At 71.8% G+C, this 26,416-nt stretch carries 19 protein-coding genes, 1 other RNA gene and 3 pseudogenes; 11 read left to right on the top strand and 12 right to left on the bottom strand.

The features are described from left to right. The first annotated feature begins 240 nt into the window (after positions 1–240). The 3 genes from BMX65_RS03050 (at position 241) to BMX65_RS03040 (ending at position 2,794) form a co-directional block, all read left to right on the top strand. Complete coding sequence (locus BMX65_RS03050) at positions 241–897, top strand: hypothetical protein (RefSeq protein WP_074998789.1); 657 nt, start codon at positions 241–243, stop codon at positions 895–897. Positions 898–1,210: 313 nt separating this feature from the next. Then, positions 1,211–1,837 (top strand): hypothetical protein, encoded by a 627-nt coding sequence (locus tag BMX65_RS03045; RefSeq protein WP_074998497.1) that lies wholly within the window; start codon positions 1,211–1,213, stop codon positions 1,835–1,837. A gap of 240 nt (positions 1,838–2,077) precedes the next feature. Next, the gene (locus BMX65_RS03040) at positions 2,078–2,794 is read left to right on the top strand and encodes a response regulator (protein WP_074998496.1); all 717 of its coding nucleotides are present in this window, start codon (positions 2,078–2,080) and stop codon (positions 2,792–2,794) included. A gap of 276 nt (positions 2,795–3,070) precedes the next feature. Here the strand turns inward: BMX65_RS03040 and BMX65_RS03035 are convergent, their stop codons facing one another. The 5 genes and pseudogenes from BMX65_RS03035 to BMX65_RS03015 all read right to left on the bottom strand — a co-directional run. Then, complete coding sequence (locus BMX65_RS03035; protein WP_074998495.1) at positions 3,071–3,946, bottom strand: universal stress protein; 876 nt, start codon at positions 3,944–3,946, stop codon at positions 3,071–3,073. Positions 3,947–4,141: 195 nt separating this feature from the next. Then, a complete protein-coding gene (locus BMX65_RS03030) occupies positions 4,142–4,693 on the bottom strand; it encodes a pyridoxamine 5'-phosphate oxidase family protein (RefSeq protein ID WP_079171686.1) in 552 nt (183 codons plus the stop codon). A gap of 356 nt (positions 4,694–5,049) precedes the next feature. After that, positions 5,050–5,594, bottom strand: a pseudogene (locus BMX65_RS03025) (Uma2 family endonuclease); the annotation flags it as partial. Between the two features lie 400 nt (positions 5,595–5,994). After that, complete coding sequence (locus tag BMX65_RS33250; RefSeq protein WP_239501808.1) at positions 5,995–6,156, bottom strand: hypothetical protein; 162 nt, start codon at positions 6,154–6,156, stop codon at positions 5,995–5,997. Positions 6,157–6,812: 656 nt separating this feature from the next. Continuing rightward, a pseudogene (locus tag BMX65_RS03015) lies at positions 6,813–7,912 on the bottom strand (IS3 family transposase); the annotation flags it as partial. 424 nt (positions 7,913–8,336) lie between these two features. Here BMX65_RS03015 and BMX65_RS03005 point away from each other — a divergent pair. The 3 genes and pseudogenes from BMX65_RS03005 to BMX65_RS32400 all read left to right on the top strand — a co-directional run bounded on the left by BMX65_RS03005 (position 8,337) and on the right by BMX65_RS32400 (position 13,319). Then, the gene (locus BMX65_RS03005; protein WP_239501807.1) at positions 8,337–8,762 is read left to right on the top strand and encodes a WXG100 family type VII secretion target; all 426 of its coding nucleotides are present in this window, start codon (positions 8,337–8,339) and stop codon (positions 8,760–8,762) included. A 23-nt stretch (positions 8,763–8,785) separates the two neighbouring features. Further along, positions 8,786–12,682, top strand: a pseudogene (locus BMX65_RS03000) (DUF6531 domain-containing protein); the annotation flags it as partial. Between the two features lie 271 nt (positions 12,683–12,953). Next, positions 12,954–13,319, top strand: a complete 366-nt coding sequence (locus BMX65_RS32400; RefSeq protein ID WP_143081798.1) for a hypothetical protein — start codon at positions 12,954–12,956, stop codon at positions 13,317–13,319. Positions 13,320–14,422: 1,103 nt separating this feature from the next. On the opposite strand, the gene rnpB is transcribed toward BMX65_RS32400, so the two are convergent. From rnpB to BMX65_RS02985, 3 genes are all read right to left on the bottom strand, one after another. Further along, positions 14,423–14,833: RNase P RNA component class A (rnpB, locus tag BMX65_RS02995), an RNA gene on the bottom strand. Between the two features lie 132 nt (positions 14,834–14,965). Then, positions 14,966–16,150, bottom strand: coding sequence for a lactate 2-monooxygenase (locus tag BMX65_RS02990; RefSeq protein WP_074998494.1), 1,185 nt, complete (start codon positions 16,148–16,150; stop codon positions 14,966–14,968). A 207-nt stretch (positions 16,151–16,357) separates the two neighbouring features. After that, on the bottom strand, positions 16,358–17,227 hold the full coding sequence (locus BMX65_RS02985; protein WP_107437374.1) for an SDR family oxidoreductase: 870 nt from the start codon (positions 17,225–17,227) through the stop codon (positions 16,358–16,360). Positions 17,228–17,386: 159 nt separating this feature from the next. Here BMX65_RS02985 and BMX65_RS02980 point away from each other — a divergent pair, with 159 nt between their 5' ends. The 3 genes from BMX65_RS02980 (at position 17,387) to BMX65_RS02970 (ending at position 21,240) form a co-directional block, all read left to right on the top strand. Next, on the top strand, positions 17,387–19,012 hold the full coding sequence (locus tag BMX65_RS02980; RefSeq protein WP_074998493.1) for a multidrug effflux MFS transporter: 1,626 nt from the start codon (positions 17,387–17,389) through the stop codon (positions 19,010–19,012). Next, positions 18,994–20,166 (top strand): serine hydrolase domain-containing protein, encoded by a 1,173-nt coding sequence (locus BMX65_RS02975; protein ID WP_239501804.1) that lies wholly within the window; start codon positions 18,994–18,996, stop codon positions 20,164–20,166. The genes BMX65_RS02980 and BMX65_RS02975 overlap by 19 nt, the downstream gene beginning before the upstream one ends. Positions 20,167–20,238: 72 nt before the next feature. Beyond that, positions 20,239–21,240, top strand: a complete 1,002-nt coding sequence (locus BMX65_RS02970) for a small ribosomal subunit Rsm22 family protein (RefSeq protein WP_074998491.1) — start codon at positions 20,239–20,241, stop codon at positions 21,238–21,240. Positions 21,241–21,327: 87 nt separating this feature from the next. Here the strand turns inward: BMX65_RS02970 and ddaH are convergent, their stop codons facing one another. Together ddaH and BMX65_RS32675 are read right to left on the bottom strand one after the other, a co-directional pair. Further along, a complete protein-coding gene (gene ddaH, locus BMX65_RS02965) occupies positions 21,328–22,134 on the bottom strand; it encodes a dimethylargininase (RefSeq protein WP_074998490.1) in 807 nt (268 codons plus the stop codon). A 111-nt stretch (positions 22,135–22,245) separates the two neighbouring features. Continuing rightward, positions 22,246–22,416: a DUF6243 family protein gene (locus BMX65_RS32675; RefSeq protein ID WP_177214175.1), complete on the bottom strand. Its 171-nt coding sequence runs from the start codon at positions 22,414–22,416 to the stop codon at positions 22,246–22,248. 134 nt (positions 22,417–22,550) lie between these two features. On the opposite strand from BMX65_RS32675, the gene BMX65_RS02960 reads away from it, so the two are divergent. Next, positions 22,551–23,168 (top strand): TetR/AcrR family transcriptional regulator, encoded by a 618-nt coding sequence (locus BMX65_RS02960; protein WP_074998489.1) that lies wholly within the window; start codon positions 22,551–22,553, stop codon positions 23,166–23,168. A gap of 75 nt (positions 23,169–23,243) precedes the next feature. Here the strand turns inward: BMX65_RS02960 and BMX65_RS02955 are convergent, their stop codons facing one another. Next, positions 23,244–24,116, bottom strand: coding sequence for a glycerophosphodiester phosphodiesterase (locus BMX65_RS02955; protein ID WP_074998488.1), 873 nt, complete (start codon positions 24,114–24,116; stop codon positions 23,244–23,246). 216 nt (positions 24,117–24,332) lie between these two features. Between BMX65_RS02955 and BMX65_RS02950 the strand changes: the two genes are divergently transcribed. Then, positions 24,333–25,163 (top strand): bifunctional DNA primase/polymerase, encoded by an 831-nt coding sequence (locus BMX65_RS02950; protein WP_074998487.1) that lies wholly within the window; start codon positions 24,333–24,335, stop codon positions 25,161–25,163. A 213-nt stretch (positions 25,164–25,376) separates the two neighbouring features. Here the strand turns inward: BMX65_RS02950 and BMX65_RS02945 are convergent, their stop codons facing one another. Further along, positions 25,377–26,387: an SCO2278 family lipoprotein gene (locus BMX65_RS02945; RefSeq protein WP_476756064.1), complete on the bottom strand. Its 1,011-nt coding sequence runs from the start codon at positions 26,385–26,387 to the stop codon at positions 25,377–25,379. Positions 26,388–26,416 lie beyond the last annotated feature (29 nt).

The following is a 26,416-nucleotide window of genomic DNA, read 5'->3' as shown; positions in this document are numbered from 1 at the left end:
GGACCGTGACGCGGTCCTGCTGCGGCTTCGTGCGAACCGGGAGGCGGTGGACTGGGCGTGGCGGACGGTCAGCAGCCCGGGCAGCACCAGGAGCAGTACGCGTCACGCATACGGCAACCGGCGGCCTGAGGGGGGCTCGATCCTGGCCGAGCGCGGGGGCTGCCCAATGCCCGGCTCTCCGTGCCGGCGGTCTCCGGGTGGGCGGAGAGGCGGACGGCGGGCCTGTCTACGATGTCGGGCATGGCGAAGCGCAAGGTGCATCGACGGGCGCGGGAGATCCTCGGCGAGCAGCCCGTGGCGCTGGTCTGGTGCGAGCTCCACAAGCCCCTTCCGGTACCGCCGAAGGATGTGCACCGTGCGGCCGGCAAGGGGCGGTTGAAGCCGGGGCATCACTGGCTGCTGTACGTCGGCGCCGTCGTGTTCTTCTTCGTCGTCGTGCCGATGATGCTGATCGACAGGCTGGGCAGGAAGACCGATCGCACACCGGGGACCGGGAGCGCAGACCCGCGGCGTTCCACCCGCGACTCCGGTTCTGCGGACGACCGCGAGAACGACCCGGCCGACGGCGTCTTCGACGGCGACTGGAATCTGACCGCAGGCCGGCTTCTGCTGCGCTGGTACGGCCACTCGCCCAACCCCCGGCGACTGGTCCTGCTGGCGCACGACCGCATCTGCGTGGCCGCCTCCCCACGCCGCAGGTTGTCACCCATGAAGGCCGGGGACTTCGTGCCCGTCGCGGAGTTTCCGCTCGGGGAGGCCCGGCTCGAAGGCGAGGCGGGCCAGCCGCGCGGGTTCGCCACGTTCAGATTCCGCTTCGCCGACGGATCCTGGATCCAGGTCGGCCGACTCGGCGAGCCGGAGGACGCCGATCACTTCCTGCGCACGATCAACGCCTGACCGGCCGCTGTCGGCTCGGCCCACTCCTCCCTCCCGCCCGGCGAGCCGGACAGGGACTGGAGGTCCGGCCGCCGCGACCGTTCGGCCCGGCTGGGCCCCTGCAGCGGCTCCGCGACATCCGCGGCGCTGCACCTGCGCCGCGCCGGTGGCCGCGGTGCCGCACGGCTGAGGTTCCTCCGTGGACCGATGGTCCCGACCGAAGGGACCGTCAGCACCGCGGCCCTGCCCCGTTCGCCCGGCGCCGCACGAGGCGGCGGCCGACAGAGTGGTCATGGACACGCACAGTGCGCCTCCTCGGGGAAGGGAACCCGCCATGGCACTGCACCAGCGACCAGGACCTCGCACCGACCGGACGAACGGCTCCGACGCCGCCCCGCACACCGGCACCTCAGCGGATCCGGCTGGGCAGGCGGCAGCCGGATCCGCGGCACTCGCCCGTACCGCGGCCACGGCTCGGCTGCTGACGGCTCTCACCTTCCTGTGGGCCTTCGGCGACAAGACCTTCGGCTGGGGCTACGCGACCCCGGCCGGCAAGGGCTGGGCCGACGGGGGTTCACCGACCCGGGGGTTCCTCAGCGGCGTCTCCGCCGGTCCGCTGGAGGACGTCTTCCACTCCTGGGCGGGAGCGGCGTGGGCGGACTGGCTGTTCATGCTGGGCCTGCTGGGCATCGGCGCCGCGCTGGCGAGCGGGCTGGCGCTGCGGGCCACCGCGGTCGCCGGAACGCTGATGATGGCGCTGATGTGGGCCGCCGAGTGGCCGCCCGCGCGTCACCTCTCCGACGGGGCGCCGAGCATGTCCACCAACCCGCTGGTGGACTACCACGTGCTCTACGCGGCTCTCCTGGTGGTCCTCGCGGTGCTCGGCGCGGGCCGTACCTGGGGCCTGGGGCGCTGGTGGGAGCGGCAGCCGGTGGTGCGCCGGCACGGCTGGCTGCGCTGATCCGCCCGAGAGGGGGAGCACGAGGCGGACGTATGCCGAAGGGGCGGCCGGCCACGGCCGCCCCTTCGGTGTTCCGTGGTGCCCTGCCGCGGAGTTCGGGACCGGCCGCCGTGCGCGCACCCGGCCGGCACCCCAGGTGGGGCCGGTCGGCCCTGGTCAATCCGCCCTGGCTCGGGGCACTCTGACGAGGAAGCCCCCGCGTGCCTGCGGGGGGCGGGCCGGGACAGACGGAGCTGCCTGATGACGGACGACGCCGCCACGACGCGGGGAACGGTCAAGGTCTTCCTGCTCGACGACCACGAGGTGGTACGCCGAGGTGTGCATGATCTGCTGGACGCCGAGCCCGACCTGACGGTCGTCGGCGAGGCCGGCACCGCCGAACAGGCGCTGACCCGAATCCCCGCACTCCGCCCCGACGTCGCGGTGCTGGACGTGCGGCTGCCCGACGGCGACGGGGTGAGCGTCTGCCGGGAGCTGCGTTCCCGGATGCCGGAGCTGGCCTGCCTGATGCTCACCTCGTTCGACGACGAGGAAGCGCTGCTGGACGCCATCCTGGCCGGGGCGTCGGGCTACGCGCTGAAGCAGATCACCGGCACGGACCTGGTGTCCGCCGTACGGACCGTGGCCTCGGGGCAGTCCCTGCTGGACCCGGGGGCCGCGGCCCGGGTGATGGCCCGGCTGCGCGGCGAACCCTCGCAGGAGGAGCAGCAGCCGGGACTTGCCGCGCTGACCGAGCGGGAGCGGGACATCCTCGCCCTGGTGGGCGAGGGGCTGACGAACCGCGAGATCGGCCGCCGCCTCTACCTCGCGGAGAAGACCGTCAAGAACAACATCTCCCGGCTGCTCGCCAAGCTGGGTGTCGAACGCCGGGTGCAGGCGGCCGTGCTGGCCGCCCAGATGTCCGGACCCGGGACGGACGGTGCCCCGGGCGGCCCCGAGCGGCGCCGGCGGTACTGAACCCTGCCACTCTCCGCGCTCCGCCCGCGCGAGCCGGACGCGGCAACGAGCCCCGGCCCGCAGGCGGGGGGGCGTGGCGGGACGCGCCTCCCGGCCGGCGACGGCGGCCGGCCACCGGCCGGGGCCGGACCGCCGTTGCGGAACCGCCCACCGCCGTCGCGGACCGGAGCCACCGCCCTCGCGGAACCGGCCCACTGCCCACTGCCTCGCGGACCGGCCCACCGCCTCGCGGACCGGCCCCTTCCGATGTGCTCCGTCGATGTGCTCCGACGGGGTTCAGGCGTGCGGGACGACGGCCACCGGACAGCGCGCGTGGTGCAGCACCGCCTGGGCGACCGAGCCGACGTGGGTGCCGAAGTGCGAGCGGCGCACCCGGCGCCCGACGACCACCAGCCGCGCTCCCGCGGATGCCGACAGCAGCGCCGGTCCGCCGCCGGCCAGTTCGACGTGCTCGACCACCGGGACCTGCGGGTAGCGGTCCCGCCAGGGCGCGAGGGCTTCGCTCAGTGCCTTCTTCTCGTACGGGACGGGGCCGTCGGCCTCCTCCATCGCCCCCAGCCCGGTCAGCGCGTACGTCTGGACCGGCGGCAGGTTCCAGGCGCGTACCGCCCGCAGGGTGGCGTTCCGGGCAGCGGCTGCCTGGAAGGCGAACTCCAGGACGCCGGCGCTCTCCTGCGGGGTGCCCTGCTGCCCGACCACCACCTCGGCGTCGTCGGCCGGGCGGGCTTCCGGGTCCACGGCGCGGACCGAGACCACGGGGCATTCGGCCGCCGCGACCACCTGCTGCCCGCACGACCCCAGGAGGAAGCCCAGCAGCCGCCCGTGCCCGCGGGTGCCCAGTACCAGGCTCCGGGCCTGCCGGGTCTCGTGCAGCAGCGCCGGAACCGCCTTGTCCGGGAGGATCGTCGCAGTGCACGGCAGGTCCGGGTGGCGCCGGGCCACCCGGTCCCGAGCCTCGCGCAGGATCGCGTGCGCGGCCCGCTCCTCGGTCTCCCGTTCCTGCTCGACCGGCACGTTCAGGGGCTGCCAGAGCCAGGCGTGCACCAGCCGCAGCGGCGTGCCGTGGAGTACGGCCTCGTCGGCCGCCCAGTCCACCGCCGCCATGCTCTCGGTGGAGCCGTCGACCCCGGCCGTGATCACCGTGTCCGTCATGCTCTTCCCCGCCTGTCCTCCGCCGCACGGTCACTCTCCGGGCCGTGGGCCGATGTGTCGTGATGCTCGTGGTGTGTCGTGGGGCGCGGTGTCGTCCCACGGCTTCAGCATCCGCTCGCACGGGTGTGCGCAGGGAGGGCCGACCGGCCCTGTCCGCCCGGCCGACCGGGCCGGAGAGCGAGGCGGCCGGCCCGGTCAGGCGGTGCCCGGCCCGGAGCCCGGGTGCGGACACGGTGCGGTGACGGCGGCACGGGCCCGGGGCGCCGTACCGGCGGCCTCCAGCCGGAAGCCGGTCACCAGGTCCGCGCGGATCCGCAGGGCCGCCGTCGTCGGCTGATCCACCCAGGGGCGCAGACGGGCGGTGTAGCGCGCCAGCTCCGCCGGGTCCGCCACCACGTGCGCGTAGCCGGTCACCACCACACTCCACCCCAGATGGGCCACCGGGTCGATGAGATCCGCCTGGTAGGCGAGCACCGCCCCGGAGGTTCCGCCAGGAGCGGCGAGCGAGGCGAGGGTCGTGTCGTCGGGCACGCCGATCACCACGTCGGCGCCGTCCACCAGGTGGTTCACCGGGCGTACGGTCGGCAGCGCGCGCTCGGTGAAGACCACCCGGCCCAGGGAGACACCGCCCAGCAGCCGCAGGGCCTCGTGCCGGTCCAGCGGCACCGTGCGGCGCGGGGCCGGGGCGTCGGCGGCACGGGTCTCGGGGGCCGGGGGCACCGAGCCTCCGGGTACGGGCTTCTTCATGGTCACACCGGTCGCTTCCGGGGCAGCCCCGGGACGGCCGCGCCGCGGACGGCGCCGCTGCGGTACGCCCGCACGGCCCGTGCACATGGCCCGATCGGTGGCCGGGGATCAGGCCCCTGCAAGAGTTCGAATGTCGTACAAGCTCAGCAGGGAACAGCTCCTGCGAGCCAGGCCCACAGGTCCCGCCCCCAGGGCCGAAGGTCCCGGGCCGGGCGGCTGCTCGGCCGGACGGCGGCCACTTGGCCACCGAGTCGCCCCGGAAGGGGCCGCTCGGCAGTTCGCCACGTGAGGGCCAGGACCGTGCGCGTCGCGATCGGTGCGCGCAGACCGGGACGAGCGTGGTGGGCCGGGTGCCAGGGCACCAGAGCGTGGAGGTCGAGGTCCAGCGGGAAGGGGACGGCGAGCTTCAGCCGGGCCCGGTGGATGCCGGTGGCGACGTAGGAGCCGGTCATGGCGTCGAGTTCGTAGGCATGGACCGTGGGGGCGCCGCCCTCGTCCTCGATGCGCCAGAAGTGGGGGATCCCGGCCTGCGCGTACTTGAAGGGCTTCAACGACCGGTCGCGGTCGGCCGATTCCTCGGAGACGACCTCGACGACGAGGGTGAGCTCCTCGGGCGCGCACCAGGTCCGGTCGGGGTCGTACGCCGCGCTGCTGACCAGGATGTCCGGTTCGGGGCGGCTCTTCTTGTCGAGGCGGACGGTCATCTCCCGCTCGGCCTCGAATCCGCCGGGGACGGCTTGCCTCAGGGCGAAGGTGAGGTTCTCCACGAGCCGGGAGTGCCAGAACGCCGCGGCGACATCCTGAAGATCAGGGCTCCGTCGATCAACTCGGTGTGCCGCGGCGCCTGGGGAAGGTGGTCGAGGTCGTCCGCTTCCCAACCGCTCGGCCTGGACGGGATCATCCAGTCGGGGAGTTCGGCGGTCACGGCTTCCTCCAGGCGCCTTCAGGATGATGGCCCCGGCCCGAACTGTGGACACAGGCCACGCGACTGATGTCGGCGTAGTCGATGCCCTCGTGAGCGGAGGGTGGCTGCGAGGGCTGCGAGGGCTGCGTTCGGCGGTCGTGCACCGGCCCTGTCCGGTGGCGGGTGTTTCGGGGCCGGGCGGCCGTGTGGAGCCCGGGAAGGTCCCGCCGGGACCGAATCCGGCCCGGCCTGTGGCGAGTGCCGTGAAGGGGCGGACGAGTCGGCCTGTACGCCGGGTTCTGTCCCGCTTTCCCCTGAGCAAGCCTGTGACCTGCGGTTCAGGGCCGACGCGGCGAGCCGTCCAAGGTTCTGGGACTTGTGAGGGACTTTTCGCCCGTCAGGGACGCCCCGCCGTGTCCCGGAACCAGGACTCCAGCGACTGCAGGCCGCGCGCGCCGGCCTGCGGCATGAAATGCGTGTAGGTACGGAGAGTGAACGTCGGGTCGGAGTGTCCGAGCCACTTCGCGAGCGAGACGATCGACTCGCCAGCTTCCAGCATGATGGAAGCGTACGTATGGCGAAGCACATGGAAGCCATGCTCTCGGCTGGGCTCCCAGACCCTGGATGGAGTCTCGCCCTCCATTTGGTGCAGCGAGCGGCGGGATGATTCCTGCGGAAGCGAGCGCCGGCTTCCAGGTCTTCGAGTTCCATGTCGACCGATTGATCGTTGACCCGCGGGTGGTGTAGACGAGCAGCGGGACCGTCACCAGACGCCGTTGATCCCGGGGAACGTCTGGCTCTTCAGGATCGAGCCAAGGGAGGGTGACCTCGATCGGGGGGAAGCGTTTCTGGTGGCTGATGATTCGTTTGGCCAGGGCGGGAGGGAGCGGCGCGTCGCGCTCCTTGCCCCCTGGGCGGGCCGAAGTAGAGCTGTGACTTGTACTTGATGACCTGCCGCTCGATGTGGAGGAAGTCCCCGTGCACATCGTCCGGGCTGAAGGCGAACGCCTTCCCTTGCCGCAACCCGGACCCCACCCCAAGGTCGGCCGTGACTTGATACCGCTCAGGCAGGTGCCCCCTCACGGACTCGACACGGTCTTGTGGGACTGCTGCAGAGTTGGGTGACACCTTGACCTGCCCCACCGTTTGGGCTCCAGTCTCGGTGGCTAACTGGCAGCCGGGATGGGGTTGTTGTCGGAGCGTAGTTCGTACGGTAGGGGTGCGGTAGCCCAGTGCGGAGTGTCGCCTCCGGCGGTTGTGGAAGATCTCGATGTACTCGAAGATCGCGTTGGCCAGTTCGACCCGCGTCTTCCACCGTTTGCGGTTGAGCAGCTCGATCTGCATCGAGGACCAGAAGCTCTCCATCATGGCGTTGTCCAGGCCCTCGCCGACCGTGCCGAAGGAGGGCAGGAGCCCGGCGGAACGGATCTTCTCCCCGAAGACCCAGGAGGTGAACCGGGTTCCGTGGTCGGCGTGGACGATGCTGCCGGGTTCGGGCCGGCGGTTGCGGATGGCCATGTCGAGGGCGTTGACCACGAGTGTTGAGGGTTGGCGGGAGTCGATGGACCAGCCGACGATCCTGCGGCTGAAGGCATCAAGCACTGCGGCGCAGTAGAGCCACCCCTCCCGGGTCCGGTGCTGGGTGATGTCGGTGACCCATAGTTCGTTGGGGCGGATGTGGTGGAACGTGCGGTTGACCAGGTCCTCGGCCGTGGCGACGCCCCGCAGGCGTCTGACCCTGGTGGGCCCGGGCAGCCCGTGGACTGGCCTGCGTCATCAGGACCGAGGTGGTCCGCTCGCAGACCTGGATACCCATGGCCATGGTGAGCTCGGCGTGGATCCTGCGGTAGCCGTAGGTGCCCCGGGATGCCACATGGACTTTGCGGATGAGGCCCGTGAGCCACTCGCGGCGCAGCTGCCGGGGCGTGCTGGGGGTGCGTGTAGTAGGACTGCCGCGCGACCCCGAGGATCCGGCAGCACCTGTCGACCGGAGCCCCGGCGTCGACGAGTCGGTCGATCACCGGGTAGAGCCTTTTGGGCGGGGTGTGTCCTCGCCGAGGAACTTCGCCGCCTGCCGGACGATGCCCCGGCTCGGTCTCCAGCTCACGGATCCGCCGGCGGGCAGCCCGCAGCTCAGCGGACTCGCTCGACGGAGTTCCCGGTCGCCGCCCGTTGTCCACGTTGTCCTGCCGCAACCACTTCGACAGCGTGACGGGATGGATACCGAGCTCGACCGCTGTCTGCTTGGCCTGCTTGCCGGCACGGACCAGCGCGACGGCACGCGCCCGGAACTCCGGAGGACAGGGACGAGGCATGACTGACAGCCTTTCGCGAAGGGCTGCCAGTTAGCGACCAGATCTGGAACCCAGGACGTGGGGCAGGTCACGCTGTCACCCGATCATGCAGCAGTCCCCGCCTCCGACGACGGCGTGTCCGCATGGCCCCGTAAGGCGCGTGGTGGGCCTGTGGAGTAGGCCCCCTGCTGTCTGGGTGACGGCTTGACTACACTCAAGTGCGTTTTGACGTGGGGGGGCAAGCGCGATCCGGATCGACCGCCTGGCGTCGCCAGTCCGTCAGTCTGGCGCTGAGCACGGTGAGTGAGCGCCCCGACGGCCACCCAGCCTTCCCGGACGGGCAGTCCACCTATGAGAAGGACGTGACCGTCAAGGAGATCCAAGTCCATCGTTCGCGACTGACCACGCGGTCGATCGTCTCGACTGAGCAGTGCAGGGGGTTGCCATGACTCACGCCGAAGAGTCTCCGCGGATACAGTTGAACCATGCCACTTCTCCCGACTACGGGCCTGGTGCGGGCAAGGGGGGTGAGGTGCTGGGGATCGGGGTGCCGGAGTTGAAGCTCGCGGCGCCGGTCTTCGGCGAGCAGAGCCGGAAGTTGAGCCGGGCGCTGACCACGTTGATCACTGCGCTGGACGGTCTGGGGGAGCCGTGGGGCGATGACCCTACGGGTGAGAACTTCGCGAAGGAATACAAGTCGAACCAGCGCTCCATCGAGCAGGCGGCGGGGGTGCTGGTGCTCGGTCTGGTGAGTATTCATGAGGCGCTTGATGACATGAAGGACGGGCACGTCGACAACGATGATTTGATCAAGGGCATGTTCACCAAGGTCGCCCGCGGGCACGGCGACCGTGACGCGCACGGCAAGTAGGGCGACAAGGGGGGCGGCGGCGCGTGAGTGCCCTGGAGAAGGCTTGGGAGATCCTCGAGAGGATGGGCCTGATCTGGCCTGCCGGGGATGAGGGCAAGTTGCGGGATGCCGCGCGGGCCTGGCGGGCGTTCGCGAAGGATGCCGAGGAGGTGCGGGGGGACACCAACCACTCTGCGCAGAGGATCCTGGAGGTCAACAGCGGCGAGGCCATCGACGCGTTCGAGAAGTTCTGGTCCCGCTATGTCGGCAGGGGAGAGAAGGGCTGGCTGCGCAGCTTGCCCGAATCGGCTCGGGACATGGCGAAAATGCTGGATGAGCTTGCGGACGACATCGACAGTACGAAGAAGCAGATCCGCAGCGAGATCGTGGGCAGCGCAGCGCTGATCGCGGCCGGGATTGTGCTGACCGGCCCCACGCTCGGGGCTTCTGACGCGGCAGCCGTGACGGCGGCGACGGGGATCGTCACACTCAGTTCTGAGAAGTCCACCTCCCTGGCAACTCGTGCCGCCACGATCTTCGCCCGTATCGCGCGGAGCGCCGTGTTCGCCGGAGTGGGGAGCGTCGCCATGGACCTGGCCGTGGCGCAGCCCGCCCGCATCCTGGCAGGACAGCAGGACGGATTCAGCCTGGAGGAGGTGAGTAACGCCGCGAAATACGGCACCCTGACCGGCGCGGTCCTGGGGCCCTTCGCTCCCGGGCCGGGGGCGAGACCACCGATGATGCGCCCGCCGGCCTCGCTGCGGGAGAAACTCATTCCGAACAAGGCTTCCCGGCCGACCAGCAAGGTGCCGGGTGCGGGGGAGCCGGTTGATGTCGCCACCGGGGCGATGTTCATGGAGCTGACCGACCTGTCACTGCCCGCATCACTGCCCCTGCACTTCACCCGTACTCATGTGTCGTCGTACAGGGCCGGGGTGTGTTTCGGCCCGAGCTGGTCCTCAACCCTGGACGAACAGGTCCAACTCGACCCACAGGGCGTCATTTTTGCGGCTGCCGACGGCATGCGGCTGGTCTACCCGATCCCGGAGCCGGGCGTGCCGCTCCTGCCGGAGAAGGGCCCGCGCTGGCCGCTGGGGTGGGACGGCAAACCGGACGGAGTGCTGACAGTCACCGACCCGGACAGCGGCGTCACACGCACCTTCGCCCACCCCGGCCCCACCGAGGACGAGACAACCCTCCGGCTCCCGGTGGAATCCTGGCAGGACCGCAACGGCGCCCGCATCGAAGTGGAACGCGACGCGGCCGGGATACCCACTGCGGTGCGCCACTCCGGCGGCTATCACCTCGCCGTCGAGACCGAGGGGCAGCGCGTCACAGCCCTGCGGCTGCTGGACGAGGCGCCCTCCGCGTACGAGCGGGAGCAGGCACCAGTCCCAGGCACGCTCGTGATGCGCTACGGATACGACGAGGCCGGCAATCTGGCCGAGGTGATCAACTCCAGTGGCAAGGCGATGCGCTTCACCTACGACGGTGAAGGCCGCATGCTTTCGTGGACCGACCGCAACGGGGTGTGGTGCCGCTTCACCTACGATGAGGCGGGCCGGACGATCCGCACCGAGGGCACCGACGGCATCTACAACGACACCTTCACCTACGACGACGCCGCACGCACCACGACCTACACCGACTCGCACGGCCACAGCACCGTCTTCCACTACAACGACGACGGCCAGGTCGTGGCCGAGACCGACCCGCTGGGCAACACGACCTACACCGAATGGGACGCACGCGGCCACGACCGCCTCTCCCACACAGACGAACTCGGCCGCACCACGCGTTACAGCTACGACGAGAACGGCAACCTGGCCGAGGTACTGCTCCCGGACGGGTCCCGTATGTCCGCAACCTACAACCGTCTGCGGCAGCCGACGGAAGTGACGGAAGCCGACGGCGCGCGCTGGCAGCACACCTACGACGAACTGGGCAACCTCACAGGCTCGGTGGACCCGGCGGGAGCGGTCAGCCACTACGCATACGACGAGCGCGGCCGCCTCACTGCCGTCACTGACGCCCTCGGCCACACCCGCCACATCACTCCGACCCCGGCCGGGCTCCCGGCCACGGTGACCGACGCGCTGGGCCACACCACCCACATCGACCGCGATGCCTTCGGCCGCATCACCGAAATCACCGACCCTCTCGAACACGTTACGCGCATGGCCTGGACGGTCGAGGGCAAGCCGCGCTGGCGCGAAGACGCTGCAGGGGGACGTGAGAGCTGGACCTGGGACGCGGAAGGCAACCTCCTCACCTACACCAACCCCGCCGGGCACACCACCCGCCACACCCCTGGACCGTGGGACATGCCGGTGGCGCGTACGGACGCGGACGGCGCCACATACACGTTCACCTACGACACCACGCTCCGCCTCACCCGGGTGACCAACCCACAGGGCCTACACTGGGATTACGAGTACGATGCGGCAGGCCGTCTCACATCCGAGACGGATTTCAACGGCGCGAGACTGACGTACGAGCCCGACCCTGCAGGGCAGTTGACGGCCCGCACCAACGCGGTAGGCCAGACACTGCGCTACACCCGCGACGCGCTCGGCCGCGTGACCGAGCAGCATGATGAGGACGCGGGCACCGTCACGACGTACACCTACAACGCAAGGGGCGACCTGATCCGGGCCAGCAGCCCCGACGCCGAGGTCGTCATCGAACGCGACCCGCTGGGCCGCGTGCTGACCGAGACAACCAACGGCCGCACCCTCTCCTACACCTACAACCCGCTCGGCCTGCCGATACAGCGCACTACACCCTCCGGCCTTACATCCACCTGGACCTACGACGCCGAAGGCCAGCCTGTGGAACTGGCCACCGACCACGGCACGCTGACCTTCGTCCACGACGCGGCAGGCCGCGAGACCGAACGCCGATCCGGTGACATCGCCCTCACCCAGCAGTGGGACGCGGCCGACCGCCTCACAACACAGAAGGCGAGATCAGGACGGGAGCTCCTCCAGCACCGCACCTACGCCTACCGCCCCGACGGCCACCTCACCGAGATCCGCGAGTTGGCCACAGGCACCCGCCGCTTCACCCTCGACCCGGTCGGCCGCGTGACGGGCGTCAGCGCGCACGGCTGGCGGGAAACATACACGTACGACCCGGCCGGCAACCTCACCAACGCCGAGGCACCCGACCACCCGGCCCCAGGCAAACGCCAGGTCGAATGAACCCTTCTCCACCGAGCCGGCCGCACGTCCTACGACCACGATGCGGCGGGCCGCCGGATCTCCACAACACGCCGCCTCCTGAACGGCCAACGCCGCACCTGGACCTACACCTGGAACGCGGAGGACCGACTCACCGCCGTCACGACACCGGACGGCGGGGTGTGGACGTATGCCTACGACCCCTTGGGCCGCCGGATATCCAAGAGATCGCCGAAGGATGAGACAACGATCTTCTCGTGGGACGGCACCTGCCTCGCCGAGCAGACCACAGCCAATGGAAGATCCACCACCTGGGACTACACTCTCGGCACCTACCGCCCCCTCACCCAAACCGACCACACCCAGCTCGTCCCCGAGCCCGGCACCTCACTCCTCACTAAACTCACCGAGCTCACGGCAACCCGCCCAGAATTCCACGCGATTGTCACCGACCTGACGGGCACCCCCACAGAACTCATCACCTCCGAGGGGGCGCTGGTCTGGCAAAACCGCACCACTTTGTGGGGCACCCCGCTCCCCTCGCCCGACGGCCACGGCGACACCACCTGCCCACTCCGTTTCCCGGGTCAGTACGCCGACCCGGAATCGGGCCTGCACTACAACTACTTCCGCTACTACGACCCCGAAACAGCTCACTACCTAACCCCAGACCCGCTGGGTCTAGCGCCCGCACCTAACGACCAGACATACGTCCTCAATCCACTGTCGTTGTTTGACCCCCTGGGGCAGGCATCATGCCCGGCGGCTGTGCGCAAGGACTTCGACAGCATGCCCGACGGCCGACAGCCTGGAAAGGTGAAGGTGGTCAGCGGCGTCAAGGAGTTGCGCGCAAAGTTCGACGCATGGACTGACGGCGCCACACCTCTGCCACCGCGCGGCCCCAAAATTCCAGAGGTGTACCAGTTGGAGGATGGAACCGTCATCCAATGGCGGACCTCTTCGCAGTCAGGAGGTGAGACAATCGATATAACCGAGCCCGGGAAAATTCAGAAGAAGGTGCATATCGACAATGGGAACTAAGTCAGACCAAGTGAATGAATACCTGCACCCTCTCGTTCGAGAGATCCTTGAAGACGGCGAGGATGATTGGGTCATGGCCGACAATGTAATCGCCTACGCTACAGAGTATTCAAATTCCTCAGGAAGAAACCCGAAGGAGGTAGCCGGAGAATTCCTGTACGCAATACTTGAGAACGGTCTCATGGAAGTAGGCGACTTGGAGGAACCAGGGTTCGTGCCATGGAGCCACAGTCTGGACGAGACGTTCGAGAAGTGCATCCAGGGATTTGTGGCTTACGACTGGGAGCCTCTGGGAGCTCTTTGGTGGTTGAGAATCACGGAACATGGACGTAGGTGGCTTCGCGAGCACTCTTGACGTCGCTGAGACGAAGCGACTTGCCGCCGAACAATGGAAATGGCGGAATATTGTGGGGCGGAGGGTGGCACACCTGGGGAGTGGCAGGCGGGCTTTGTAGCCGTCCATGACACGTGGACGGAATTCAGCTCAGCCGCCGCAGCGGTCACCGTGGCTGGATCTCGTTCTGCGACACATGTCGACGCCCTCCGCACCGCGATGGAGGACATCGACTGTGCGATCAGAGAATGGCTGGACGCCGCCCGATATTCCGGCCACGGGTGCTCGGAGGAGTTCAGCAGCTGGTTCAAGGACGCGGCTGCGTCCAAGCGTCATCTGGACAGGGAATTTCCAGAGCGCTGCACGCGCCGCGAACGCCGAGTGCTGAAGAAGACCCGCCGACGTGCGACTCGTGGCGGGGCCCATGTCTAGGGGCAGCGGCGATGGAAGGCATTCGCGACGGAGGCGAAGAGTCGGCGCGGAAGTCTGCTTGTGCATCCTCGACACGGCGGACTGGAAATCGAGGTGTGAGTTACAGTCCAGGCTCCAAGAATGACTCTTCGGCCACGGGAGGCGCAAGCGGAGCGGGGACGCCTTTGGGTGGTGCAACCCCATGCACGAAAAGCAGGACCGTCACGAGCGCACTGACCTGGCATTCGGCATCACGGTCCACCGCGCAACACAGCCCAGCACGGGCGCTGGCCTCCCCGCCCTACGTAGGTTCCGGGTTTGAACCAGCGGCCTCGTACCCGAGGACAGGGGTAAGAGGGCCGCTTGGACAGGCATGCAACAGCCAGCTGCAGTGCTCATTGCAGTCAGAGAGCGTCCGGCATGCTATTGACCCTTCAGCCGGACACGTCGGGCCGCCGGCTGGGCTGGTCGGTATCGCTACGTGAACACTTCGGCAGAGTGAAGGGACGATTACTCGGGTTGCGAGAGTCCAAAACGGGCGCCGCGGTCCACCGTTCGTCGAGCGCTCCCAGGGATTTTTCAGGGACTTTCAGCTCTGTCCCAGGGACTTACGAGGGACTTCCCTCAGTACAGAGTGGTAAGCGTCTGAAAGGCCGGGAAGGGCCTCCGTCGCAGGTCAGAGGCCCTCCTCAGGGGAAAGCCCCGTGAAGGGGCGGACGAGCCGGCCTGTACGCCGGGTTCTGTGGCCTCGGCCGCCTCGCGGCGGCCGGGGTGGCGGCCATCCATCTGGGACCGGTGTCGCCACCGGCCTCGTGCGGTCCACCCGCGGACTCGGACGGGTCGCCCTCGAACATCCGCGCAGGGCCGCTTCGCGGCCCCTCTTGACCTTGCTCCGGATGGGGTTTACCGAGCCGCCCAGGTCACCCTGGGCGCTGGTGGTCTCTTACACCACCGTTTCACCCTTACCGGACTGCCGTCCGAAGACGGGCCCGGCGGTCTGCTTTCTGTGGCACTGTCCCGCGGGTCACCCCGGGTGGGCGTTACCCACCATCCTGCCCTGTGGAGCCCGGACGTTCCTCGGCGAGGGTGCTGGGCACCCCCGACGCGGCCGCCCGGCCGGCTCGTCCGCCGTGTGCTCCATCGTACCCGCCGCCGGGCCGGGAGCGGTGCGGGTGCCCGGCGGGGAGGGCGGCCGGGCACACCGCAGTCGTCCCCCGGCTGCCCCGCGGGCTCGGCGCCGCGGGCTCGGCGCCGGGTCAGCGGTGCCAGAGGTCGTCCGGGGTCAGGTCGTCCGGCGTGCGGTGGCCGGACAGGCCCAGGGTGAGGTGCAGGTCGGCGAGGAACGAGCGCAGCACGTGCCGGACGCCGTCCTCGCCGCCGTGGGCCAGCCCGTAGGCGAACGGCCGGCCGAGCAGGACCGCGCGGGCGCCGAGCGCGAGCGCCTTGAGGGCGTCGGAGCCGGTGCGGACGCCGGAGTCGAACAGGACCTCCAGCCCGGTGCCCTCGACCGCCCGGACCACGCCCGGGAGCGCGTCGAGGGAGGCCATGGCGCCGTCGACCTGGCGTCCGCCGTGGTTGGAGACGACCACGCCGTCCATGCCCGCGTCGGCGGCCCGGCGGGCGTCGTCGGGGTGCTGGATGCCTTTGAGGGCGATCGGACCGTCCCAGTGCTGCCGCAGGAACGGCAGCCGGTCCCATGAGGTGTCGGTCCCCGTGAACATCGGGACCCACCGCAGCACCGCGGCGCCCAGGTCCTCCTCCGGGGGCCGGTCCAGGCCCGCCCGGAAGACCGGGTCCGAGAACGGGATCGCGGTGCCGACCCCGCGGATGAACGGCAGATACGCCTGGTCCAGGTCCTGCGGGCGCCAGGCCAGCGTCCAGGTGTCGAGCGTGACGACCAGCGTGCTGTAGCCGGCGTCGCGCGCCCGCCGCAGGATGCTGACGCACACCTCGTCGTCGTTCGGCCAGTAGAGCTGGAACCAGCGCGGAGCGCTTCCGCCTGCCTCGGCCACCTCTTCGAGCGAGTAGGACGAGGCGGTGGACAGGGTCGCCGTCAGGCCGAGCGAGGCGGCGGCACGGGCCGTCGCCGGTTCGCCGTCCGGGTGCAGGATCGACTGGACGCCGACCGGGGCGAGGACGACCGGTGCGGGCATGGAGGTGCCCAGTACCCGCGTCCGCAGGTCGCGGTCGGTGGCGTCGGTGAGCATGCGCGGGACGAGGCGGTAGTGGTCGAACGCCTCGCGGTTGGCGCGGTGGGTGGCACCCGAGCCCGCGGCTCCGGCGACGTAGCCGAAGGCGCCCGCGTCCAACCGGGTGCGGGCCGAGGCGCCGAGCCGGGTCGCGTCCGTGGTGAAGGGCGGTACCCGGTCCTCGAGGCCGTGCAGGTATATCTCGTTCTGGTAGCCGGCGAAGTTCTCCGGCGGGGGCGCGGGGTCGGTCACGTGCGGGCTCCTTCGGGGGTCGCTGCGCGCCGAGTCTCCCGGCCCCGGCGGCCGATGGCCACACCCCGGACGGCACCGGCGGGCGCCGGAGGAACGACGGCGGGCACCGGAGGAACGACCGCGCACGCTCGCCTCCGCGCGGCCCGGCCCCGGCGGTACGTCTCCCGGCGCGGGCCCGCGGTGCCGAAGCCCGGTCCCGGAAGCCGCTCAGCCCCGGCCGATGTACGGCATCTTCGTGGCCAGCACGGTGGCGAACTGGACGTTGGCCTCCAGCGGCAGGGAGGCCATGTGCAGGACGGTGCGTGCCACGTCGTCGGCGTTCATGGTCGGCTCCGGGGCACGGTTCCCGTCGGCCTGGGGGACGCCCTGGGACATGGCGGCCGTCATCTCGGTGGCGGCGTTGCCGATGTCGATCTGACCGCAGGCGACGTCGTGGGCGCGGCCGTCCAGGGACAGGGACTTGGTGAGGCCCGTCATCGCGTGCTTGGTGGCGGTGTAGGCGATCGAGCCGGGCCGCGGGGTGTGGGCGGAGATCGAGCCGTTGTTGATGATCCGGCCGCCGCGCGGCTGCTGGTCCTTCATCAGCCGGAAGGCGGCCTGGGCGCAGAGGAAGGCGCCGTGCAGGTTGACGTCCACGACCGCGCGCCAGTCCTCGAAGGAGAGGTCCGCCAGCGGTACGGCGGGACCGAACGTGCCCGCGTTGTTGAACAGCAGGTCGAGTCGGCCCTCGTGCTCCCGTACGGAGTCGAACAGCGCGGTGACGGCGGCCGGGTCGGTGACGTCCGCGGGGACGCACCGGGTGGCGGCTCCCCCGGCGAGCTGTGCGGTCTGCTCCAGCGAGCCCCGGCGGCGGCCCGCGAGTACGACCGTCCAGCCGGCGTCGGCGAGGGTGAGGGCGACGGCCCGGCCGATTCCGGAGCCCGCTCCGGTCACCACGGCCGTGCCGGCGGTCCGGGGCACCCTCTCGGCGGGCCTCTCGGCGGTCGGCACGGCCCGCTCGGCGGTCCGGGAGCCCGGTGCGTCGCCCGCCTGTGCCGCCTCGTGTGCCCCGTGGGTCGGGTGGTTCTCGCGCGTCATGGGCGCAGCGTACGCGGGCCTGCCCGGCGGGCGGCCCCGGCTGCGCGGCGATCCGGTCTCCGCACCCGGGAGGCGCCCGGGAGGGGGAACAAACGTGTGGGCCCGTACCGGAATTCCTGGGAGAATGTTCGGGTCCGTGACAATCTCCTGGAGAGGTGCATGACCAAGACCGGCCCCCAGCAACCGGCCGCCGTACCCGCCGACACCCCGCAGCACCGGCACCACCCGCAGCAGCCGCACCACCCGCAGCCCGGAGGGCCGTCCGCCCGCAGCAGCCGCACCGCCCGGGAAGCCGCGTCCGCCACCGCCCCGGACGCACTCGCTGTCCCGGCGGCCCGCACCGTCACCGAATCCGTCCCCGGCCCGGCCGCGATTCCCGAAGGCCCGGAGTCCGAAGGCGCCGTGTCCGGAGGTGCGGAGCCCGACGCCTCCGGATCCGCCACCGCCGCGCAGGCCGACGTCTCCGGATCCGCCACCGCGCAGGCCGACGTCCCCGGGTCCGCCACCGCCGCGCGGCCCGCCGCCGCATCCGGCACCGCCACCGGGTCGGCCACCGCCGCGGCCGCCGCTCCCGAACTGACCCGCCGCCGTCGCGCCGGGCTGCTGCTCACCCTCATCCTCGGCGGACTGACCGCGCTCCCGCCCCTCTCCATCGACATGTACCTCCCGGCCCTCCCGGAGGTCGGCGGAGCGCTCCACATCCCCGCCGCCGGCGCCCAGCTCACCCTCACCGCCTGCCTCGTCGGGCTGGCCGTGGGCCAGCTCGTCGCGGGTCCGATGAGCGACCGTTTCGGCCGGCGCCGCCCGCTGCTGGTCGGCATGGGCTGCTACATCCTGGCGAGCCTCGCCTGTGCGCTGGCCCCCACCGCCGCCACCCTCACCGGCTTCCGGCTCGCCCAGGGACTCGCGGGCGCCGCCGGGGTGGTGATCGCCCGCGCCGTGGTCCGCGACCTGTACGACGGGCTGGCCATGGCGCGGTTCTTCTCCACCCTCATGCTGATCTCCGGCACCGCACCGGTCCTCGCCCCCGTCCTGGGCGCCCAGGTGCTGCGCTTCACCGACTGGCGCGGGGTCTTCTGCATCCTGGCCGGGATCGGTCTGCTGCTCGTCCTCGTCGTGCTGCGCAAACTGCCCGAGACACTGCCGGCCGCACGCCGGCACAAGGGCGGGCTGCCGGACGCGCTGCGCACTATGCGCGGACTGCTCGCCGACCGGGTCTTCAGCGGGTACCTGCTCGCCTCCAGCCTCGCGTTCGCGGCGCTGTTCTCCTACGTCGCGGCCTCGCCGTTCGTCGTCCAGGAGATCTACGGCGCCTCGCCGCAGACCTTCAGCCTGCTGTTCATGGTCAACTCCATCGGGCTGGTCGCCTTCGGGCAGCTCAACGGGAAGGTCCTGGTCGGCCGGGTGTCCCTGGACCGGGTGCTCGCCTTCGGGCTGTGCATGGTCGGCGCCGCGACCGTGGCGCTGCTGGTGATGACCACCGGCGTGTTCGGGCACGTGGGGCTGGCGCCGCTGGCCACCGCGCTGTGCGTGCTGATGTCCGGGATGGGGCTGATCATGCCGAACGCCAACTCCCAGGCCCTGATGCGGACCCCGCACGCGGCGGGCTCGGCCTCGGCGCTGCTGGGCACCTCGCAGTTCCTCGTCGGCGCCGTCGCCTCCCCGCTGGTCGGCGTGGCGGGCGAGCAGACCGCCGTGCCCATGGCGCTGGTCCAGTTCGGTGCCGTCACCCTCGCCGCTCTCGCCTTCGTGGCACTCTGCCGCCCATGGCGCGTACGAGACTGAGGAGCGTGGCCTCCCTGGACGGTGCCGAGGCGCGGCGCCGCTTCCGGGAGAGGGCCGGGCTCGACCACGGACGGCTGGCCGCACTGGCCGACAGCACCGACGCACTACCGGCCGCGGGCTGGTGCGCCGGCGCCGTCGTGCTGGCCGGCCGCGGGCCCTGCGTCGCGCTGGAGCACGCCACCGGCTGGGCGCTGCGGTACGCCGCCTGGGATCCCGCCGCCGGGCTCCCGGTCGAGCTGCCGCGGGAGGAGTGGCTGCCCATGCGGGTGGACACGGTCTTCGACCTCGCCTCGCTCACCAAGCTGTTCACCGCCGTCGCCGCCGTCCAGCAGGTCGAGCGGGGCGCGCTCGCACTGGACGCGCTCGTCGCCGACCACCTCCAGGCGGGTGCCGCGCCGGTCACCGACCACGGCATCACCGTCCGCCACCTGCTCACCCACACCTCCGGGCTCCGTGCCGAGCTGCCCTTCTACGAGCACAACACCGCCGAGCACCCGGAGCTGCTGTGGGCCGAGAAGCCGCTGACCGAGCCCGGCTCGACCCACCTGTACTCCGACCTCAACCTGCTGCTGCTGGAGAGCGTGCTGTACCAGGTGACGGGCCGGACGCTGGACGTCCTGGTGCGGGAGGGCATCACCACACCGCTCGGGATGCGCCACACCCGCTTCAACCCGCCCCGCACCTGGCGCACCCGGATCGCCGCGACCGAGGACATGCGAAGACCGTGGGCCAAGCTCAACCGGGGACTCGTCCACGGCCGGGTCCACGACGAGAACGCCTATGCCATGGGCGGGGTGGCCGGGCACGCCGGGCTCTTCTCCACCGCCCGCGATCTCGCGGTCCTGTGCCGCACCCTGCTGTCGGGCGGCTCCTACGGGCCCGCCCGCATCCTGGCGCCCGCCTCGGCCGCCCAGCTCCTGGAACCGCCCGGTCTCGGCTTCCACACGGGCGCCCCCTGGTTCATGGGCGAACTCGCCGGGCCCGGCTCCCGGGCCGCCGGGCACACCGGCTTCACCGGGACCAGCCTGGTGCTCGACCCGGTGACGGACACCTTCCTGGTGCTTCTCGCCAACACCGTCCATCCGGTACGCAGGCCCCCCGACAGCGCGCCGCGCGCCGCGGCGGCCACCCTGCTGGCCCGCGCCGTGCGGTGAGCGCCGGGCCGTCGGTCACCGCACGGCGCCGGCGCCCCCGGTGACCGACGGCGGACTTCCTACACTGGTGGAGTGATCGAGCAAGAACTGCGCGGCGCGCTCGCCGCAGCGCTGGACGGGCTGCCCGCGCGGCAGGCGTCGGGCGCCGTCGAGCGGCTGATCGCCCACTACCGCGGGGAGACCCCCACCGGTGCCCCCGTGCTGCGGGACGCCACCGACGCGGCCGCCTACGCCGCCTACCGGATGCCCGCCACCTTCGCCGCCGCCTCCGCCGCGCTGGCCGAGCTGGCCGAGCGCGCCGGGGACTGGACCCCCGGCAGCCACCTGGACGTGGGCGGTGGCACGGGCGCCGCGGTGTGGGCGGCGGAGCGCGTGTGGCGGGCCGACCGGGCGGCCCGTACGACGGTCGTCCTCGACTGGGCGGAGCCGGCTCTCGCGCTGGGCCGCGAGCTGGCGTCCGGAGTGGAGGCGCTGCGCGGGGCCGAGTGGCGCCGCGGCTCGCTGCGCGGCGGCGGCGGTGCGGCGGGTGGCGGCTTGCCGGAGCCGGCGTCCGCCGATCTGGTGACGGTCTCCTACGTGCTGGGGGAGCTCGCCGAGGCGGACCGGCACGCCGTGGTGGACGCGGCGGCCGGCGCGGCCCGGGGCGCCGTGGTGCTGGTGGAGCCCGGGACCCCGGAGGGCTATCTGCGGATCCGCGCGGCGCGGGACGCGCTGCTGGGGGCGGGGCTGCGGGTGCTGGCGCCGTGCCCGCACGACGGGGCCTGCCCGCTGGTGCCCGGCCAGGACTGGTGCCACTTCGCGGTGCGGGTCGCCCGCTCCTCGCTGCACCGCCGGGTGAAGGGCGGCGAGTTGCCGTACGAGGACGAGAAGTTCAGCTACGTGGCGGCGGTGCGGGAGACGGTGCCGGGCGCCCCCGCGGGCGCCCGGATCGTCCGCAGGCCGCAGCTCCGCAAGGGGCAGGTGCTGCTGGACCTGTGCGAGGACGGCGGTGCCGTGCACCGCCGTCCCGTCACCAAGCGGGCGGGCGCCGATTACCGCGCGGCCCGCAAGGCCGCCTGGGGCGACCCGTGGTGACCGCACGCTACGGTTCCGCCGTCCCCGGCCGGGACGACCCGTGGGCGCCCGGGGCCGCCCGGGACCGGCCGGGGCTTCCGGAGCCGGCTAGGACCGCAGTTCGGCGGTGACGCACTTGACGCTGCCGCCGCCCTTGAGCAGTTCGGTCAGGTCCACCGGCACGGGTTCGTAGCCCCGGTCCCGCAGGGGTGCGAAGAGGCCGGTGGCGGCCTCGGGCAGGAAGACGTGCCGCCCGTCGCTGACGGCGTTGAGGCCGAGGGCGAGCGCGTCGGACTCCTCGGCGAGCAGCGCGTCGGGGAACAGCCGCGCGAGCACGGCCCGGCTCCCGGGGGAGAAGGCCGCGGGGTGGTACATCACGTCCTCCGCCTCGGGGTCCAGCACGCACAGCGCGGTGTCGAGGTGGTAGTAGCGCGGGTCCACCAGGTCGAGGCCGATGACCGGGCGCCCGAAGAACTCCTGGGCCTCGCCGTGGGAGAGCGGACTGCTGCGGAACCCGCGCCCGGCCAGCAGCCAGGAGGCGGTGACGGCGAAGTCGCCCTCGCCCTCGTTGATGTGCGCGGGTTCGGTGACGTCCCCGAAGCCGTGCGCGCGGTACCAGTCGCGGTGTGCGGCCGCCTCCCCGGCGCGTTCGGGGTGCGCGAACCGGGCGCCGAGCACGCGGCCGCCGACGACGGTCGCACCGTTGGCGGCATACACCATGTCGGGCAGTTCCGGTACCGGGTCGAGGAGTTCGACGGTGTGCCCGAGGGCCCGGTAGCGGTCGCGGAGCGCCTCCCACTGGGCGAGCGCGAGGGGCAGGTCCACGGGCTTGCCGGGGTCCATCCAGGGGTTGATGGAGTAGGTGACGCGGAAGTGGGACGGAGGACACATCAGATAGCGACGGGTTGCGTACATCTCAGGCTCCTCAGGGAACGTGCGTGATGCGGTGCGCCCATGGTGCTCCCTGAGGAGCCTGTTCGTGTGGATTGCCGGTCAAGTACGTGTGAGTGCCCGGCGGCGGGCGGGTCACATGCGGGACTCCCGGAGCCTGCGCAGCAGTTCGCGCTTCCGGGCCTGCGGGTCGTTCCCGCCCGCGGGAGCGCCTGGGCCGCCCCCGGAGCCGCGGAGCCGGCTGCGGGACAGGTGGCTGCGGACCCCGCCGACCCCGAGCATCCTTCCGCCGCGTCCCTTGCTCATGAGCGTCTCCTCTCCTCGTGCCGGACCCTGATCGAGGCGAGACGTACCGTCTCGCCTCGGAGGAAAGGATGAGCGGGACGCTCCGCCCTGTCAAGACGGTTCGTCTCGTCTCGAAGCGCTGCTAGATTCGGGGCATGCCCTCCGCGACCCCGAAGAATCCCGACGTCTCCCGGCGCAGCGCGCACTCCCGCACCGCGATCCTGCGGGCCAGTGTCGAACTGGTCGGCGAGGTCGGGTACCCCAGGCTGACCATCGAGGCGATCGCGGCGCGGGCCGGCGTCGGCAAGCAGACCATCTACCGCTGGTGGCCCTCCAAGGCGGCCGTGCTGCTGGAGGCGTTCACCGACCTGGTCCACAGCGAGGAGCACGGCAGCGGACTGCCCGACACCGGAGACCTCGAGGCCGACCTCAAGGCGGTGCTGCGGGCCACCGCGGACGAGTTCTCCGACGCCGGGTTCGAGGCGCCCTACCGCGCGCTGGCCGTCGCCTCGGCCGCCGACCCCGAGCTGGCCGAGCAGTTCGCCGTCCGGCTCCGGGAGCCCGGCCGGAAGCTGTACGCGGAGCGGCTGCGCGCCGCGCAGCGGGCCGGGCAGATCGACCCCGCCGTGGATCCCGACCTCGCCGTCGAGCTGCTGCTCGGCCCCTTCCAGCAGCGCTGGCTCAACCGCACCGGCCCGCTGACCCACGCGTTCACCGACGGGCTGGTCGAGCTCGTCCTGCGCGCGCTCACCCCGCGGTCCGCGGCGGACTGAACCCCGCGCGACACCGGGGACCGCACGGCGGACGGAACTCCCGCCGCCGGTCTCCCGGCCCGGCACCCGCCGCCGCTACGGCTCCACCCCGGTGGGTGCCAGGCTGCCCGGCCGGTCGGTGACGATGCCCTCGCAGCCCAGCTTCAGCATCCGGTCCCGGGCCGCGCGGGTGTTGACCGTGTGCGACCAGACGTAGGTGATCCCCGAGCGCACGGCCCTGCGCACGTCCCCGGCCGCGGCCCGGTGGTCGACGCTGAGCATCGTCACGTAGTCCTTCCAGCGCTCGGGCCGGTCGCCGGCCGCCTGGCGTGCCGAACGCCACACCGCCGTCAGCAGCCCCTCCCTGTGCGCGGCGGCGGCGACCTGCGGATCGTTGGACTCCACCAGGACCGAGTGGGTCAGATGCCGCTCGCGGATCAGCCGGGCGAGCCGCGGCAGCCCCTCGGGGTCCTTCAGCTCCAGCATCAGCAGGATGTCCCCGCCGAACCGGTCGAGGATCTCCCGCGCGGCCGGAGGGCGTTCCGGCCGCCACTGCCCCGGCAGGCTGCTCCTCGGCGTCAGGCGCACCTTCTGCCACGCCTTCCAGTCGAGTGCGCCGACCCTGCCGTGCTGGTCGGTGGTGCGGTCCAGGGTGTCGTCGTGCATCGCCACCAGCGTGCCGTCGCGCAGTCGGCGGATGTCGGCGTCCAGGACGTGTGCGTAGCCGCGCCGCCGGGTCGCGGCCATCCCCTGCATGCTGTTCTCCGGGACTTCCAGGGCGCCGCCGCGGTGTGCCGTGACAGTGGTGCCGGACAGCCGGGAGAGCCGCGGTGCCACCGGGCGGCTGACTGTCTGCTCGGGAGCCGAGGGGCCGGTGCGGCCGGCCGAGGCGGCCGGTGCGGACGGTGCCGCGACGAGAGCCAGGGTGAACAACGAGACCATCGGAGCAAAAGCCGCCTTTGTCGCCATGATCCCAAACTAGGTGCGGAGCGGACGGACTGCCGGGCAGCGCGTCCGGCCGGGTGGCGCCCCGCCGGGTGACGTCCGACCCCGGCTGCCGGAGCCGCCACCGGGAGGAGCAGGATGGAAGGGGGAACATCGGCGATCCGTGGAATCCGCCTCAGCGCGCCGCGGGGCTGCGTACCCTCGGAGTTCATGGTTCCCGGTCGCGGAGTGAGGCGGTAGATGGAACGCGAGAGCAGGATCGCCCGATGGCTGCGCCGCCGGGCCGAGCACGGCACGACCGAGCCGTCCGGCACCGGCTCCCCGGCCCAGGGCCGCGGCGCCGGGGGCCGGCGCCGGGGCGGCCGGGGCAACCGGCCGACTGCCGCGGCGGAAGCGGCCCGGGACCGCGAAACGCTCCTGCTCGCGGCCGCCGGGGCCGGGTTCCCGCTGGCCCCCGCCGCTCACCCGTCCGGGTACGGCTGCTCCTGTGTGCGGATCGGCTGTCCGACCCCCGGCCGACACCCCGTCTCCTTCGCCTGGCAGACCCAGGCCACCACCGACCGCGCCCAGGTCGAGCGCTGGCTGCGGGCCGAACCGGAGGCCAACTTCATCACCGCCACCGGCCGCGCCCACGACGTGCTGGACGTCCCGGCCGAGGCGGGGTATGCGGCGCTGGCGGTGCTGGAGGAGCGGGAGCGGGCGGCCGGTCCCGGCGCCGAGCCGGAGCTGGGTCCGGTGGCGCTGCACGGCGGCGACCGGATGCTCTTCTTCACCAAGACCCGGGGCACGCCCGAGGACGAGGACGAGTGGTGGCCCTGCGAATTGGACAGCCACCCCGAGACGATGGAGGAGCACCCCGGCCTGCGCTGGCACTGCCGGGGCAGCTATGTGCTGCTGCCGCCCTCGCGGCTGCCCGACACGGCCGAGGGCGTCCACTGGCTGCGCCCCCCGCAGCCGGGGGACGCGCTCCCCGAGCCCCTGGCCCTGCTGGAGACCCTCACCGACGCCTGTGCGGAGTACGCCGTGACGGTGGAGGGCCTGGAGGACCACACCCCCTGGCCGGTGCGCTGACGCCCCGGCGCCGACCGCCCAGGAGACACCTCGTCCCGGCCGGGGCCCCGGTCCCGGCCGGTGGTCCCGCGGGCCCGGTGGCCGGGTGCGGCCGTCACCCTCCGGCGCGCCGGCCGCCGCGGCGCCCCGCCGTCCGCGGCGCTGCCGTCCGCGGAAGGCGGCGCCGCACGCGCTGCCGCCGGACCGGGGCGCCCCCGGCCCGGCGGGACGGGCTCACTCGCCGCGTGCGGCGGTCAGTCCCTCGATGCGGCTCAGGAAGACGACCTTGCCGCCGGAGTCGCCGCCGGACTTCCCCTGCGCCCGCTTGCCCGGAACGGTGACGGCCTGCTCCGAGACCCGGACGAAGGTCACCGACTGCTTGGGGGTGCCCGACATCATCGCCTTCACGAGCGGGTCCTTGATCTGCGGCTTGTAGCCCCGCGGCAGGGTCTGCTTGTGGTGGTGGAGGGTGGTGAAGAACACCAGTGCCCCGCCGTCCTTCGTGCGCAGGCCGAACGGTGCGTACTGCGGCGGCTGCGCGGCCCGGTCGGCGAACTCGTTGCGCACGTTCTCGCGTTCGAGCGCCTTCTCCCGCTTCTCGCGCAGCGCGGTCGTGTGCCGTCCGGCGGCGAAGTCGTCGCCCGCGCCCTCCTGCAGATAGCGGGTGTAGCGCTTGCTCAGTTCGTCCGGCGGGACGGTCAGTCCGGAGCCGCCGCCCACCGGCACGGCCTTCACCCGGCCGTGCTCGTCCCGTGCGAAGCGGGGGATCTGATCCGGCGCGACGACCGAGAGGTAGGACGCCTTCCACGGCCCGTCGGCCCGCTGGCGCTGGAAGACGAAGAGCCAGCGGCCCTGCCCCTTGCGGTTGCTGCGCGAGTCGGTGACGAAGAACTTCGGCCAGCCCGCCTGTTCGGGGATCAGATAGCGGGTGTCGGTCAGCTTCAGCGGCTGGTAGTCCGGGTTCCCCTTCGGGCGGACCTCCTTGCGGGACTTGAGGCCCGCCTGGTCGATGGCGCCGAGGGCACCCGTCTCGATCCGGGCGTTCAACCCGGCGTCGTAGGCGGTGTTGGCGCGGTTGTTCTTCGCCACGAAGGTCGTGAGCACCTTCGCCGCCTCGGCTTCGCTCAGCGCGGGGACCACGGCGCTCTCGCCGTGCACGGTCACACAGCCCGTGAGCGAGGCGAGCAGTGCTCCGGCCGTCACGGCCGCTGCCAGCGGTATGCGCGGGGGCTTGCCAGCCCTCAACCCCTTCACCTGTTCCCACCCTCCCGGTG

The organism is Streptomyces qinglanensis, from assembly GCF_900111245.1.
GTDB classification, from domain to species: domain Bacteria; phylum Actinomycetota; class Actinomycetes; order Streptomycetales; family Streptomycetaceae; genus Streptomyces; species Streptomyces qinglanensis.
Note: the sequence above shows the minus strand (reverse complement) of the source record. Positions and strands in the feature narration are given on the sequence as shown.

Excerpts from the sequence above, each read along its gene's own strand:
- BMX65_RS03005 (WP_239501807.1), top strand. The coding sequence starts at position 8,337 with ATGACTCACGCCGAAGAGTCTCCGCGGATACAGTTGAACCATGCCACT.
- BMX65_RS02985 (WP_107437374.1), bottom strand. The coding sequence starts at position 17,227 with ATGACGCGCGAGAACCACCCGACCCACGGGGCACACGAGGCGGCACAG.
- BMX65_RS33250 (WP_239501808.1), bottom strand. The coding sequence starts at position 6,156 with ATGCTGGAAGCTGGCGAGTCGATCGTCTCGCTCGCGAAGTGGCTCGGA.
- BMX65_RS03045 (WP_074998497.1), top strand. The coding sequence starts at position 1,211 with ATGGCACTGCACCAGCGACCAGGACCTCGCACCGACCGGACGAACGGC.
- BMX65_RS02980 (WP_074998493.1), top strand. The coding sequence starts at position 17,387 with ATGACCAAGACCGGCCCCCAGCAACCGGCCGCCGTACCCGCCGACACC.
- BMX65_RS03030 (WP_079171686.1), bottom strand. The coding sequence starts at position 4,693 with ATGAAGAAGCCCGTACCCGGAGGCTCGGTGCCCCCGGCCCCCGAGACC.
- BMX65_RS03035 (WP_074998495.1), bottom strand. The coding sequence starts at position 3,946 with ATGACGGACACGGTGATCACGGCCGGGGTCGACGGCTCCACCGAGAGC.
- BMX65_RS03040 (WP_074998496.1), top strand. The coding sequence starts at position 2,078 with ATGACGGACGACGCCGCCACGACGCGGGGAACGGTCAAGGTCTTCCTG.
- BMX65_RS02975 (WP_239501804.1), top strand. The coding sequence starts at position 18,994 with ATGGCGCGTACGAGACTGAGGAGCGTGGCCTCCCTGGACGGTGCCGAG.
- BMX65_RS02955 (WP_074998488.1), bottom strand. The coding sequence starts at position 24,116 with ATGGCGACAAAGGCGGCTTTTGCTCCGATGGTCTCGTTGTTCACCCTG.
- BMX65_RS03050 (WP_074998789.1), top strand. The coding sequence starts at position 241 with ATGGCGAAGCGCAAGGTGCATCGACGGGCGCGGGAGATCCTCGGCGAG.
- BMX65_RS32400 (WP_143081798.1), top strand. The coding sequence starts at position 12,954 with ATGGGAACTAAGTCAGACCAAGTGAATGAATACCTGCACCCTCTCGTT.
- BMX65_RS32675 (WP_177214175.1), bottom strand. The coding sequence starts at position 22,416 with ATGAGCAAGGGACGCGGCGGAAGGATGCTCGGGGTCGGCGGGGTCCGC.
- BMX65_RS02960 (WP_074998489.1), top strand. The coding sequence starts at position 22,551 with ATGCCCTCCGCGACCCCGAAGAATCCCGACGTCTCCCGGCGCAGCGCG.
- BMX65_RS02950 (WP_074998487.1), top strand. The coding sequence starts at position 24,333 with ATGGAACGCGAGAGCAGGATCGCCCGATGGCTGCGCCGCCGGGCCGAG.
- ddaH (WP_074998490.1), bottom strand. The coding sequence starts at position 22,134 with ATGTACGCAACCCGTCGCTATCTGATGTGTCCTCCGTCCCACTTCCGC.